This window comes from Prevotella sp. LMAG:51 (assembly GCF_008680225.1).
Classification (GTDB): Bacteria; Bacteroidota; Bacteroidia; order Bacteroidales; family Bacteroidaceae; genus Prevotella; species Prevotella pectinovora.
Window position 1 is genome coordinate 21,651 of record NZ_NALQ01000014.1, and the last position, 13,540, is coordinate 35,190.

Consider the following 13,540-nt stretch of genomic DNA (forward strand, 5'->3'; position numbering starts at 1 on the left):
AAAATGAAAAAACTTATGGTTTTTGCGTTGGCTACACTTTGCAGTGTGTCAATGTCTGCACAGGATATCAAGACTATCCTCGGTGCTAACGACTACAAAGAGGCCCTTAACATGATTAAGGCTGGTGAGGCTTCTCTCTCTAATGAGAACAAGGCCAAGGCATATAATAAGGTCGTTGACCTCGCTTTGGACAAGTTCCTGAAGGAGCAGGTGACAAAGGCTGACCCTGCAGCCATGTATGATGCTGCCGAGGCTGCCATCCAGGCTGCTTTGGAGTGTGACAAGTATGACAACATGCCTAACGAGAAGGGTAAGGTAAAACCTAAGTTCGCCAAGAACGGTACTCGCCTTGCTCCAGTTCGCGCTTCTCTCGTAGCAGAGGGAGAGGCTCGTTACAACGAGAAAGACTACAAGGGTGCTTCAAGAGCATTCGGTATGTATGTTGATACAAACTCAGAGAAGCTCTTCGCAACAGGTCAGCCAGACCAGTTCGGACCTCAGATCGCTTATTTTGCAGCACTCTCTTCTTTCTATGCACAAGAGTTTGATCGTGCTGAGAGATATTCTGACGCAGCTCTGAATGACTCTACTTATGCCAATGACGCAATGAACCTGAAGCTCAACGCTATTCAGAACACCATGAAGACCAAGGCTGACTCTATTGCTGCCCAGAAGAAGTTGGAGGACCTTTATGCCAAGTTCCCTAACAACCAGGCAGTATTCAGCACTCTCACAGGTCTTCTCCTTTCTCAGGGCAAGAAAGACGATTTCAACAAGCTCATCGACAACGCTCTTGCAGCAAATCCAAAGAACTTCGCTGCTGTGGCAATGAGAGGTCAGTCTTATATGAACGATCGTAAATGGCAGGAGGCTATCAACGACCTGAAGAAGGCTCTCGAGATCATGCCTGACAATATCCCTGTAACAGCTTCTGTAGGTAACTGCTACATGTTCCTCGCTCAGGAGAAGGCAGAGCAGATTTCTGCCAAGACCAACGGTAGAATCCCTAAGTCTGCAGAGGATGTGATCGTCGGCGTTTACAACCAGGCCATTGACTATCTGACAAAGGCAAAGGACATGGACAAGAACATGGAATACAAGACCAGCTGGGCTTATTCTCTCTATACTTGTCTGTATCGCACTTTGGGCGATGAAGATCCTAAGACCAAGGAGGCAGAGGCTCTGACCAAGTAATCTCTGATCAATAGTATATTTAAAGGGCGTACCAGAATTGTGACAATATAAGTTGTGGCTTTTTGTGTGTGGTTCCAGACAAACACTCTATACTCACTTTTAGTTCCGGTTTTGGTACGCCCTTCTCTTTTTATATACTTCTTTTTTACCGGCATATTCAATTTTACATATATTTCAGGTATTTACTTTTAGGGTAGATTAATTTTTTTTATGTTAGTGGGATAATGAAACGTTTGCTTGTAATTTTATCTATAATCAGCCTTTTCCATTCATTTGCCTTCGCTCAGAAGAAGGAAATCTCTCAGGCACAGACTTACGTCAAGACAGGTAAGAATCTGGACAAGGCAGAAGCGAGTATGAGGAAACTGCTTGCCGACTCTGCAAATCATGCCAATATCAAGATATGGCACACTCTTACAGAAGCTATCCGTCTGCAATATGAACAGGCCAACGAGCAACTCTATCTCAAACAGAAATTCGACACGGCTTCTCTATTCAACATAGAGCTTCGCATGTTCCAGGCTTATGAGTCTATGGACAGCGTTGATGCCCGACCCGACCACAAAGGAAGGGTGACGATAAAATACAGGAAGCGTAATGCTGAATATCTGAGCGTGTATCGCAAGAATCTTTATAACGGAGGCGTGTTCTTCTTGTCCAAGCAGAATTACAAGTCAGCTTTCAATCTCTTCGACGCATTTCTCGACTGCGTCAACCAGCCATTGTTCTCAAACAATAAATTGAGCATGACATCGCCTTCAGAGCTCTCTGCGGCCTATCTTGCAACATATTGTGGAGTGAAACTCGGCAATTCGGAACTTGCCCTTAAGTATTCGGCTTCCGCTCTCGACTATAAACCCGGCAGGGAAAAGACCTTACAGTTCTTGGCAAATATCTATAGCGAGAAGAAAGATACCGTATTATACAGGGAATCCCTTAAAACAGGCTTTGATGAATATCCTCAAAACGAGTTTTTCTTCACCCGCCTTGTAGACTTCTATAACGGAAAGAATCAGATAGATTCGGCAAACGTTGTAGTTGACAAAGCCTTGATGGCAGATAGCCTGAATACACTCTTTCTTTATGCCAAGAGCAATCTGCTGCTGAATATGGGTGAATACGGGAAATGCGTGTCCATCTGCGACAGTCTGATTGCCCGCAACGACACCCTTGCCGATGCCTATTATAATGCCGGTGTAGCCTATATGAACATGGCTTTCAAGGCTGAAGGCAAATCTCAGATGAAGAAATATTATAAGTGCTCCTTGCCGTATATGGAGCGATACCGCGAACTTGCTCCCGACCAGAAAGACAAATGGGCAGCAGCCCTATACAACATCTATCTCAATCTTAACATGGGAAAGAAGTTTGAAGAAATAGTGGGGATTTTGAAGAACTGAAATAATCCCAATCAATATTAAAAGTCCTCAATCGGTCATTGGGATTAGAAAATGAAACAATCCCAATCGGCCATTAGGTTACAGTTTAGTGACGGTAAAAGAATAACTTGGTATGATTTCACCGTCACTCAGTCATGATGACAATGACAGCCGGTGGTTCTTATTTCTGACTGTCATTGTCGTTTTTGTCAGTTTCCTCGTTTATGCCTCTGCTGTGCTTCTTTGCATATTCCACATAGTCGTAAGGCTCCATACCTTTTGGAAAGAAGTCTGCCAATATAGCTTTTGCCTCTTCTGGATTCTTGTCTACCGCGTCTTTCAAGTATCCTATAAATTCATCTCCCATACCCAGATAGTTGCTGCATGCTGCAAGGTAAGCCAGTCCGCGTGTCCTTTCAGGATCCTTTTCAAACACTCTCTTGAGAAACATATACGCATATTGGTCCATGCTGTGCTCATACAGAGACACGGCAATCTGGAATGTATATTCAGTTGGGTTGTTTGTCAACTTATAGCCATTGTAGAATGCTATGTTTGCATCTTCAAACCTGTTCATGCCCAGCAGGATGCTACCTTCCACGAGATACGTTTCAGCGTCAAGTTTTCCGTATTCCTTAAGCTTCTCCAGATATTTGAATGCCAATCCGTTGTTCCCCATCCATCCGTAAGTGATGGCGAAATCTCTGCAGATGTCAATCTTGTTGGCAGTTTCTTCTGTGCATTTCGTTTCTGCGCTTTTCAGGTAGGCAAGAGTCTTATCCATATCCTGCATGCAGAAATAACATCTCGCCATCATCATGTCGCTCTGTTCTGAGTCTGTGATTTCCGCACTCTTCCGATACGCTTCAAGAGCTTTCAGATAATTGCACATCTTGAAGAAAGCGTTGCCCAGTATCATATACGCCTCGGCATCCTTGTCATCGATGGCGAGAGCATATTCTATGCTTGTAGCAGCATTTGAGTACTTGTCGAAATTGTTCTGTTCTATGGCCAGGATTTTCCAAAGTCCTGTGTTGAAGGGGTCTTTGTCTATAAGCCTCTCCATTATCTCCGCTCCCTCTTCGTATTTCCTTTCAGCGAAAGCCATGCGAGCTTTCATTCTGAGATAGTCATTGCTGCTTTTGTCTCTGTCCAGTTCCAGATAGTGCTTCGCCTGCTTCGTCATACCGTAGTCAAGCAGCAGGTTGCAGGCTTCAGCAGGCAGGTCAAGCAGGTCTTCGTCTTCAAGATACGTCAGAGCCTTGTCAAGCGCCATTATCGCCTTCTCTTTCTTCTCCGTGAAGATATAATATTCGGCGATGAGCAGAGCATAGTTAAGGTCGTTGCATTCTGTGATTTTCTCTATACATTCCTTTGCTTTCTCCTTGTCTTTCTTCACCATTATATAATATCTGGCGAGCACGATCTTTGGAGCCGTGGCGTCGGGGTATAAAGAAGCTGCATACTCGGCAGTCTCCTTTGCGTCAGCCAGCTTGCCTTTCTCGAAATAATATTCCGCGATGTCGGCCAACTCCTCGGAGCCGAGTATGCAACTTTTACCTTCCCTCTTGCTTGTTTCGTAGAGGTTAAGGTTGGTTTTGAATTCTTCAGAATTATAATAATTGTCTATGCTTCCTGCCATTATTTCTTGTCTGCCATTTTGGCCCAGGTGTCTTTCAGACCCACAGTCTTGTTGAACACAAGGTGGTCGGCTGTAGAGTTCTTGTCGGCCATGAAATAACCGATTCTCTGGAACTGCAGATACTCTCCGGCTTTCTTCTCAGCCGCAAAGTCCTCAACATAACAGTTTGTCCTTATCTTCAGAGAGTCCTCGTTGATGAGATCCCTGAAGTCGCATTCTTCGGCAGAAGGGTTCTCTATTTTGAACAGACGGTCGTATTCTCTCACCTCTGCCTTCTTGCAGTGGTCCACGCTTACCCAGTGGAGTGTGCCCTTCACCTTTCTGTTTGCTCCCTCCATTCCGCTCTTGCTCGTAGGATCGTATTCAGCCTGTATTTCTATGATGTTTCCTTCTTCGTCCTTCGTGCATCCAGTACACTTCACGATATAGGCGTTTTTCAGTCTCACTTCCTTGCCGGGAGTCATACGGAAGAATTTCTTCGGTGCGTCTTCCATGAAGTCTTCGCGTTCTATCCACAGGTTGCGGCTGAATGTGATGTAGTGCTTTCCGTCTGCCTCGTTCTCAGGGTTGTTGATTGCCTCCATCTCTTCAGTCATGTCTTCAGGATAGTTGGTGATGACGAGTTTCACGGGATTCAGCACAGCCGACACTCGTGTAGCCTTTGCGTTGAGGTCTTCGCGCACGGCAGCTTCGAGCAGCGCCATGTCGTTCAGTGCGTCAAACTTGGTGTATCCGATGCTGTCGATAAACTTGCGCACGCTCTCCGGCGAGTATCCGCGTCGGCGCATTCCGCAGAGGGTAGGCATACGTGGGTCGTCCCATCCGTCAACGAGATGCTCGTCAACCAGCGCATGCAGTTTTCTCTTGCTCATCACCGTGTATGTCAGGTTGAGTCGGTTGAACTCTATCTGTCTGGGGCGGAAATCATGGATGTTGTCTCCCTCTCCCTCGTAGACCTTAAGTTCGTCGATGAACTTGTCGTAGAGTGGACGATGAGGCACGAACTCCAGTGTACAGATAGAGTGTGTCACGCCTTCGAAATAGTCGCTCTGTCCGTGTGCGAAGTCATACATCGGATAAGCATGCCATTTCGTTCCTGTGCGGTGGTGAGGCGTCTGTATGATTCTATACATGATAGGGTCGCGGAAGTGCATGTTCGGGTTTGCCATGTCGAGCTTTGCGCGCAAAACCATCGAACCCTCCACAGCCTCCGGGGTGTTCATCTTGTTGAACAGTTCCAGGCTTTCCTCCACAGGTCTGTTTCTGTATGGCGACTCCACTCCAGCCTGTGTCGGCGTTCCTTTCTGCTCAGCAATCTGCTCGCTTGTCTGTTCGTCTATGTATGCCTTTCCGTTTTCAATCATCCATACGGCGAAGTCCCAGAGTTTCTGGAAATAGTCAGAGGCGTAATATATGTTTCCCCATTTGAATCCGAGCCACTGTATGTCGTTCAGGATAGAGTCCACGTATTCCGTGTCCTCTTTGCTTGGGTTAGTGTCGTCGAAGCGCAGGTTGCACACTCCGTTGTATTTCTCTGCCACACCGAAGTCCATGCAGATGGCTTTGGCGTGTCCTATGTGCAGATATCCGTTAGGCTCTGGTGGGAAACGTGTTTGTATTCTTTTGGCGTTCTTTCCTTCTTCGAGGTCTTTCTCGACCAACTGTTCCACGAAGCTGAGGCTCTTTTTCTCCTCGCTCTTTATTTCTTCTGAATTTGCCATGATTCTTATTGTCTTTTGTTACCTATTTTAATCTAAATACAAAGTTACTGAATTTCGCTATATCTGCAAAATAATCAGCTTTGTTTTCACAGTCCTTTTGCTCTCAGTTCCGTTCTTGCCTGTTCCAGGGCTTTTGTCCAGTAGGTGTCGAGCGAGAATTTCGTGATGTAGCCTTCGGTCCTGATGTATGCCTCCACGAGGTCGAGGTCCATGTCGTTGAAGCGTGGATTCTGCAGAGATGCCGTCTTGAAGAGTTCTCCCACTTCAGCCTTTGCCTTTTTGTTTTTCGCCTCTCCCAGTTTCTTTATATAGAGGTTCACGAAGTCGTACATGGCGTAAGCCTCATAGTCCAGGGTCTTGACGGTGCTGTCGGGCATCACCTCGTTCATCTTCATTGCCATATACACGAGAGCGTCCACTTTGAATGTCGCCACCTTGCGTGTCTGCAGATCCTTCGATTCGTCGTTAGCCACGTCCTGCGAGAGCTTCATTATTTCCTTGTATACGCCCTGGCTGTAAGCTCCCTGTGTCATTGTGAGAGCCATCAGCAGTATGATGATCATCCTTTTCATGCTTTTATTTGTTTTGATGTTTCGTTTCCGTTATTGCTTATTCGCCGTTTCCGTCAGTTTGCCTGTCGCTTTGCCGGCATTGCCCGTCAGCTGGCTCACTCTGCTGCGGTTTTTGTTTATGAAGTCCTTCCATCCCCGGTAGTTCACTCCCGTTTCCGGTCTTCCAGCCTGCAGGAAGTGGCAGTATGCGGCAGCCAGAGCATCCGTGGCATCCATAAACGGCACCTTGTCTTTCTCCTTTATTCCCAGCAGCCTGAACAGCATTCCCGCCACTTGTTCCTTTGATGCCTGTCCTTGTCCGGTTATTGCCATCTTGATTTTCAGCGGTGCGTATTCGTGTATCGGCACGCTGTGGTGTATTGCTGCCGCTATCGCCACTCCTTGTGCTCTGCCGAGCTTCAGCATCGACTGCACGTTCTTTCCGAAGAAAGGTGCTTCGATGGCCATCTCGTCGGGCAGGAACTCGTCTATTATCCCCGTCACCCGTTCGAATATCCTTCCGAGTCTCAGGTATGGGTCGATTTCCTTCCTCATGTCGATCACTCCCATTGCCATCATCGAAGCCTTGTTGCCCGCCACCTTCAGAAGTCCGTAGCCCATCACGTTGGTTCCGGGGTCAATGCCGAGTATTATCTTTTCTGAAGCCATAGTCTTCATGCCGGGTTATTTGAAGTATGGGTTGTGTGCGGTTTCGAATCCCATGGTCGTCTGTTCTCCGTGTCCGGGCAGTATGATGCAGTCGGCAGGCAGCAGCGAACTGAGTTTTTTCAGGCTCTTCATCATGTCCTGGTAGCTGCCCAGCTGGAAGTCAGTCCTGCCGATGCTGAGTCTGAACAGCGTGTCGCCGGTGAAAGCCACATTCTCGTCCTTTGAATACAGCACTACCGACCCCGGCGAGTGGCCTGGTGTGGAGATCACGTCGAGGGCATGGTTGCCAAACTTTATCACTTCTCCTTCGTCGAAGTAGTTTTTCACTTCCGCAGGCTCTTCGCGATACGTCATTCCTATCAATGCGCTTGCCTGTGCCGGAAGGTTCTCGATCAGCTGGCTGTCGTGTATGCTCACTTCCGGTTTCAGCCCATAGGTGTCTTCCGCGAATCTGTTGCCGAAGTTGTGGTCTATGTGTCCGTGTGTGCTGACCAGCCTTTTAGGTGTCAGCCCGTTGTCGCTGATGTATCTTTCCATCGCCTTGCGTTCCTCGGGGTGTAGCGCTCCGCAGTCTATGATGACACACTCCTTGGTGTCGTCGCTCACCACGTAGCAGTTCTCCTGGAACATGTTGCATTCAAATCTCTGTATGTTCAGCATCTTGATTCCTGTTTAAATGGTTCTTCTTCTGATGGCGGTTGCATTGAAGTCAGTCTCTTCCATAAGTCTCCTTTCTGCCTGTTTCAGTTTCCTGACCTTCAATCCCAATGTCTATCCCACCGGCACGTAGATAACGAATTTTTCCTTGAACCAATCCTCGTCAAACCAGTTTGTTATCTCTGTAGCTTCTGCAATCTTCTTGAAAGGGCGCATTTCGCCTTCCACGTTGCCGCCTTTCAGACATATCACTCCGTTGGGCAGAGAGTTGCGTTGCTCTTTGCCGACGTTCTTCTTCACGATTTTCATGAGGTCGGGCAGCGGCATCACGGCACGGCTCACCACGAAGTCGTATTTTCCTTTCTCCTCTTCACCTCTGAGATGCACGGCTTCCACGTTTTCCAGTCCTATAGCCGTTGCCACTTCGTTCACCACGCGTATCTTCTTTCCCGTTCCGTCAATCATCTTGAATTGCGTTTCCGGGAACAGTATCGCCAGCGGTATGCCTGGGAATCCGCCTCCTGTGCCGAAGTCGAGAATCCTGGTGCCCGGTCTGAACGATACCGCCTTTGCTATTGCCAGCGAGTGCAGCACGTGGTGCAGATACAGGTTGTCTATGTCTTTCCGCGAGATTACGTTGATTTTCTCGTTCCAGTCTTTATACAGGTCGAAGAGAGCTGCGAACTGCTGCTTCTGCTTGTCTGTGAGGTAGGTGAAATATTTCAGTATTTCTTCCATCGTTTTGTTTCTTGGGGGGTTAAGTTATCTGTTTTATTTATTGTTTTAGACCAACGTCGTTCTCAGCTGTGTCTGGCTTGTAGTGTTCGGCCATATTGAGGTGACGCGTCTTTTGTTGTTATTTTATTGTAGTCATAGTGTTTGCGTGTGGTATATGGTGCAGCTTATCTTATGCAAAGATAATGCAAGGCGAGAGGAGAACGAAATGAATGTATTCATTTCTTATCCAGAGCCGTAGCTTATCTTATGCAAAGATAATGCAAGGCGAGAGGAGAATGAAATGAATGTATTCATTTCTTATCCAGAGCTGTAGCTTATCTTATGCAAAGATAATTATAATTATTGAAATGTGCAAATACTTACACTCTCTATCTTGTGCGAGAACAGGTCTTTGGTTTGGGTTCCTGTTTTCCGGATATCCGCCAATATGTGGGGACTTCATTTTTTTTATTGCCTTTCATGGTGTTCTTTTTGTGTAGTTCTTTGTTTCTGATCCGGTCGGTTTTTCATGTCAATATGAGTGTTTGCATCTTGTAAACCATTGGTTTCTGTCTCTTCAGTCGCCGCTTTCCTCCTGTCCGTCAGTTTCCCGTGTTGCCGATAAGTCCCGAAACGATGTTCAGCGTTCCGGTCAGCATCTTGTCGCGGTTCATCACGTCGTCGTGTAGCTGCATGATTTTCTTGGGCTGGGGATGGATGTCTGCCACATCCAACTTATAGGAGAATGTATAGCTGTTAGAAAAACTTTACAAAATTGTCCCACTTGTCCCATTGTCCCATTGTCCCAACAGGAAATGGTATTTTTGTCTAAGTTATTATATATCAATATATTATCTTTTTTATTACATTTATTTTTCGTTATATGGGACAATGGGACAATGGGACAAGTGGGACAAGTGGGACAATTTTGTAAAGAGTTTTACTCTCTTTTCCCTCTTTCCCTTGCCATCTCCTTGAGGTCCACATTAACGATCTCTCTTGTCATTATAGCTATATTATTTTCAAGAACAGGGAAGGAGCTCTGTCGTATCCAACTTGTCAGAGATGTATAGTCATTAGAAAAAGCTTTACAAAATTGTCTCAATTGTCTCACTGTCTTATTGTCTCAAGTGGAATTGGTTATTTTGTCTAAGTTGTTATATATCAATATATTATCTTTTTTATTACAATTATTATTCATTTTATGAGACGTTGAGACATTGAGACAATTGAGATGTTGTTGGGGTAGGGTGTGTTGGTAGTGATAAACGAAAAAGAGGCATTTACTTGCGTAAACACCTCTTGGATTTTAATTCTTAGTGACTCCGACAGGATTCAAACCTGTAACCTTCTGATCCGTAGTCAGATGCTCTATTCAGTTGAGCTACGGAGCCATATTTCTGAATTGCGAGTGCAAAGGTATGGAACTTTTTTGAATCTGCAAAATTTTTGAGTGTTTTTTTGAGATTTATTTCGATTTTTCTTTGTTTCCCCTCGTCTGAAAGCTTTTTCTCCTTGTTTTTTTCCAGGAATGTAGCTAAAATGTGATGATTCCCCCGATTACTAAAATTCACAAAAGCCAAACAAAAATCCACTCTTCTAAAACATCAAGATCCAAACAATCCCCAATGACCGATTTATGATAAACCGAAAAGACTGAATCCTGTCTTCATGAGACGAGGACTCAGTCTTTTTCGTTTTATTCAGTTCCTTTCATAAAGACGCTTTGCTTAGTCGTCCATGAGTTTTCTGTATCTTCCCTTCTTTATCTCTTCGTTTCCGAGGCGTCTCGCCTTGTTTATTTCGTAGTCAGAGTAGCTGCCCTCGAAATAGAACACCTCTCCGTTGCCTTCGAAGGCGAGGATGTGCGTACAGATTCTGTCGAGGAACCAGCGGTCGTGGCTAATCACTACGGCGCATCCGGCGAAGCCTTCGAGACCCTCCTCAAGAGCGCGCAGCGTGTTTACGTCGATGTCGTTGGTAGGCTCGTCGAGCAAGAGCACGTTGCCCTCCTGTTTGAGTGCCATCGCCAGCTGCAGACGGTTGCGCTCACCGCCCGAAAGCAGTCCGCAGAGCTTGTTCTGGTCGGTGCCAGAGAAGTTGAAACGCGAGATGTAGGCGCGTGCGTTGATGTCTCTGCCACCCATGCGTATCGTTTCATTGCCCTGACTGATGGTTTCATAAACAGATTTGTTGGGGTCGATATCCTTGTGCTGCTGGTCCACATACGCCAGTTTCACGGTTTCGCCCACCTCGAAAGTTCCTCCGTCGGCATTCTCCAGTCCCATGATCATGCGGAAGAGTGTGGTCTTGCCGGCTCCGTTAGGGCCTATCACGCCCACGATGCCGTTAGGAGGGAGCATGAAGTTGAGGTCGTTGAAGAGCACCTTCTCTCCGAAAGCCTTCTTCACGTGTTGTGCCTCTATCACCTTGTTGCCGAGGCGCGGACCGTTGGGGATAAAGATTTCGAGTTTCTCCTCACGCTCCTTCTGCTCCTGGTTGAGCATCTGCTCGTATGCGTTCAGACGCGCCTTTCCCTTTGCCTGGCGTGCCTTGGGTGCCATGTGTGCCCATTCCAGCTCCCTCTCCAGGGCTTTTCGTCTCTTCGAAGCCTGCTTCTCTTCCTGCATCATGCGTTTCGTCTTCTGGTCGAGCCATGAAGAGTAGTTGCCGTGCCATGGAATGCCCTCGCCTCTGTCTAGTTCGAGAATCCATTCGCTCACGTCGTCGAGGAAGTAGCGGTCGTGGGTGACGGCAATCACCGTTCCCTCATACTGCTGCAGATGCTGCTCCAGCCAGTCTATGCTCTCAGCATCGAGGTGGTTGGTAGGCTCGTCGAGGAGCAACACGTCGGGCTTCTGCAGCAGCAGTCTGCACAATGCCACGCGGCGTCGCTCACCGCCAGAGAGGTTCTTCACCGAACTGTCGCCTGCCGGGCAGCGCAGAGCCGCCATCGCGCGGTCGAGTTTGGAGTCCATGTTCCATGCGTCGGTAGCATCGATGATGTCCTGCACCTCAGCCTGTCTCTGCATCAGCTTGTCCATCTTGTCGGGGTCGCTGTAATATTCTTCCTCACCGAATTTCAGGTTTATCTCTTCGTATTCCTTCAGGGCGTCGTAGGCTTTCTGCACGCCTTCCATCACGTTCTCCTTCACGGTCTTCTCTTCATTGAGAGGCGGATCCTGAGGCAGATAGCCAACAGTGTAGCCCGGGCTCCACACCACTTCTCCCTGAGAAGGCTGCACCAGACCGGCTATGATTTTCATGAGTGTGGATTTACCTGCTCCGTTGAGACCTATGATGCCGATCTTGGCGCCATAGAAGAACGACAGGTAAATGTTTTTTAATATTTGCTTGTTGTTCTGCGGGATGGTTTTGGAAACCCCCACCATGGAGAAGATAATCTTCTTGTCGTCTACTGTTGCCATACTGTGTTTTTTGTTTTTTTTTAAAGGTTAGTATTATATTGTTTTTATTGTTTACATATAGTTCTGTCTTCAGATTCGGCAGACTGAGATTGGGGAATCCGCATTCCTAATCAGCCGTTTTGCTCACTGCGAAATATTTTGCCTCCCTGTTGCTCAGATATATGCCGCATGTGGAACTTTGCGGATACATGGCTCCGTTTTCCGTGAGCTTGATGTTCAGCGCCTTGAAGTCGAGCAGCTCGCTCAGCGGGAATATCAGCTTCTGGTCGGGGAGCGACGGGTAGCCCACGGCAGGCCGGATGCCCTGATAGGCAGCCTTCGCCAGGTCTTTCATGCTCAAGGCTTCGTCTGGCGCATAGCCCCACAGGTGGCGTCTCACCTCTCTGTGCAGCCATTCGCTTGTAGCCTCTGCCAGTCTGTCGCCGATGCTCTGCATCATGAGTGAGCGGTAGGAGTCAGTGCCGCTTTTCAGCGTTTCCAGTTCTTCGGCATAAGACGGTGAGACCGTTATGGCGAAGACGCCGATGAAGTCGTTGTGTCCCCGAGGTGCCACGAAGTCGCAGAGCGACAGTCTGGCTTCGCCCATCCTGTTCGGGTGTTTCTGCCTTGGCGTAGGCAGTTCGAGGTCTTTGCCCTTCACCGCTCCCGGCAGCACTATGCTGTGGTCTGTGGCATAGGCAGGATAGAATCCCACCTGGGCCTGCATATAGTGTTTCTTCTCTATTTCGTCGAGCAGCAGTTCCGCTTCTTCCTTTATGTCGTCAGCTTCAGCCTGTCCCTTTCTCACCTTCCATAGATTATAGAAATACGTCCAGTTGATGAATTTCCTCACCTCCTGTATGTCGATGTGCTGCAGGGTGCGGTATCCGATATATGTGGGGTGGGGCAGGGGAGTGTCGTTCCAGTCAATCTGAAACCGGTTGAGCTCCTTGTCCTTTGCCGTCGGGCAGCAAGGGCAAGCCGCTGTGGCGTTTCCTTTCCCGTCGGCGAGGTTCATTATCCCGTTCACTTTCTTCTGGGCGTCGTGTTGTCTCACCAGTTCCTGCTGCAGTTTCTTGTTCTCCTCAATTATCCTGTCCCTCTCGGGGCCCTGTAGCTGAAGGGCGATTATAGGGTTCTGGGCGGCGTCCTTCATGTGGAACACCGGTCCGCTGTACAGAGGCGCTATCTTGAGCGCGGTATGCAGTTCGCTTGTCGTCGCTCCGCCGATGAAAAGCGGGATGTCGATGCCCGCCTTAGCCATGGCTTCGGCAATCTTGCACATCTCGTCGAGCGAAGGGGGTGATGAGTCCGCTGAGAGCACGAAATCCACTTTCTGCTCCTTGACGGTCTGTATTATCTTCTCGGCAGGAGTCATTACCCCCAAGTCGATTACGTCGAAGTTGTTGCATCCCAACACCACCGCCACGATGTTCTTTCCTATGTCGTGAACGTCGCCCTTCACCGTGGCAACGAGATATTTGCCGTTGCTCTTTGCTTCCGCTCTGCCTTCCCTCCTCTATGTATGGCTTGAGGATGGCAACGGCGTGTTTCATCGTGCGAGCCGACTTCACCACCTGTGGCAGGAACATCTTTCCCTGGC

At 47.9% G+C, this 13,540-nt stretch carries 11 protein-coding genes and 1 tRNA gene; 2 read left to right on the top strand and 10 right to left on the bottom strand.

The features are described from left to right. The first annotated feature begins 3 nt into the window (after positions 1-3). Both CCC32_RS04295 and CCC32_RS04300 read left to right on the top strand, forming a co-directional pair. Positions 4-1,194, top strand: a complete 1,191-nt coding sequence (locus CCC32_RS04295) for a tetratricopeptide repeat protein (protein WP_156145336.1) — start codon at positions 4-6, stop codon at positions 1,192-1,194. Between the two features lie 233 nt (positions 1,195-1,427). Continuing rightward, positions 1,428-2,594 carry a tetratricopeptide repeat protein gene (locus CCC32_RS04300; protein ID WP_287072572.1) on the top strand — a complete coding sequence of 389 codons (1,167 nt, stop codon included), beginning with the start codon at positions 1,428-1,430 and terminating at the stop codon, positions 2,592-2,594. A gap of 160 nt (positions 2,595-2,754) precedes the next feature. Here the strand turns inward: CCC32_RS04300 and CCC32_RS04305 are convergent, their stop codons facing one another. The 10 genes from CCC32_RS04305 to CCC32_RS04350 all read right to left on the bottom strand — a co-directional run bounded on the left by CCC32_RS04305 (position 2,755) and on the right by CCC32_RS04350 (position 13,402). Continuing rightward, a complete protein-coding gene (locus tag CCC32_RS04305; protein ID WP_287072574.1) occupies positions 2,755-4,215 on the bottom strand; it encodes a tetratricopeptide repeat protein in 1,461 nt (486 codons plus the stop codon). Continuing rightward, positions 4,215-5,936, bottom strand: a complete 1,722-nt coding sequence (locus tag CCC32_RS04310) for a glutamine--tRNA ligase/YqeY domain fusion protein (protein ID WP_022317000.1) — start codon at positions 5,934-5,936, stop codon at positions 4,215-4,217. The genes CCC32_RS04305 and CCC32_RS04310 overlap by 1 nt, the downstream gene beginning before the upstream one ends. An 86-nt stretch (positions 5,937-6,022) precedes the next feature. Next, complete coding sequence (locus CCC32_RS04315) at positions 6,023-6,508, bottom strand: hypothetical protein (protein ID WP_287072577.1); 486 nt, start codon at positions 6,506-6,508, stop codon at positions 6,023-6,025. A gap of 30 nt (positions 6,509-6,538) precedes the next feature. After that, positions 6,539-7,165 carry a crossover junction endodeoxyribonuclease RuvC gene (gene ruvC, locus CCC32_RS04320; RefSeq protein ID WP_287072578.1) on the bottom strand — a complete coding sequence of 209 codons (627 nt, stop codon included), beginning with the start codon at positions 7,163-7,165 and terminating at the stop codon, positions 6,539-6,541. Positions 7,166-7,171: 6 nt separating this feature from the next. Beyond that, entirely contained in the window at positions 7,172-7,816 is a 645-nt protein-coding gene (locus CCC32_RS04325) for an MBL fold metallo-hydrolase (protein ID WP_022317003.1), read from the bottom strand. Positions 7,817-7,927: 111 nt separating this feature from the next. Then, complete coding sequence (rsmG, locus tag CCC32_RS04330) at positions 7,928-8,551, bottom strand: 16S rRNA (guanine(527)-N(7))-methyltransferase RsmG (protein WP_042517117.1); 624 nt, start codon at positions 8,549-8,551, stop codon at positions 7,928-7,930. A 581-nt stretch (positions 8,552-9,132) separates the two neighbouring features. Beyond that, positions 9,133-9,258 carry a hypothetical protein gene (locus CCC32_RS04335; protein WP_287072581.1) on the bottom strand — a complete coding sequence of 42 codons (126 nt, stop codon included), beginning with the start codon at positions 9,256-9,258 and terminating at the stop codon, positions 9,133-9,135. 592 nt (positions 9,259-9,850) lie between these two features. Continuing rightward, a tRNA-Arg gene (locus CCC32_RS04340) sits at positions 9,851-9,924 on the bottom strand. Between the two features lie 336 nt (positions 9,925-10,260). Then, entirely contained in the window at positions 10,261-11,958 is a 1,698-nt protein-coding gene (ettA, locus tag CCC32_RS04345) for an energy-dependent translational throttle protein EttA (RefSeq protein WP_022317006.1), read from the bottom strand. Between the two features lie 106 nt (positions 11,959-12,064). After that, positions 12,065-13,402, bottom strand: coding sequence for a vitamin B12 dependent-methionine synthase activation domain-containing protein (locus CCC32_RS04350; RefSeq protein ID WP_353756196.1), 1,338 nt, complete (start codon positions 13,400-13,402; stop codon positions 12,065-12,067). Positions 13,403-13,540: the final 138 nt, after the last annotated feature.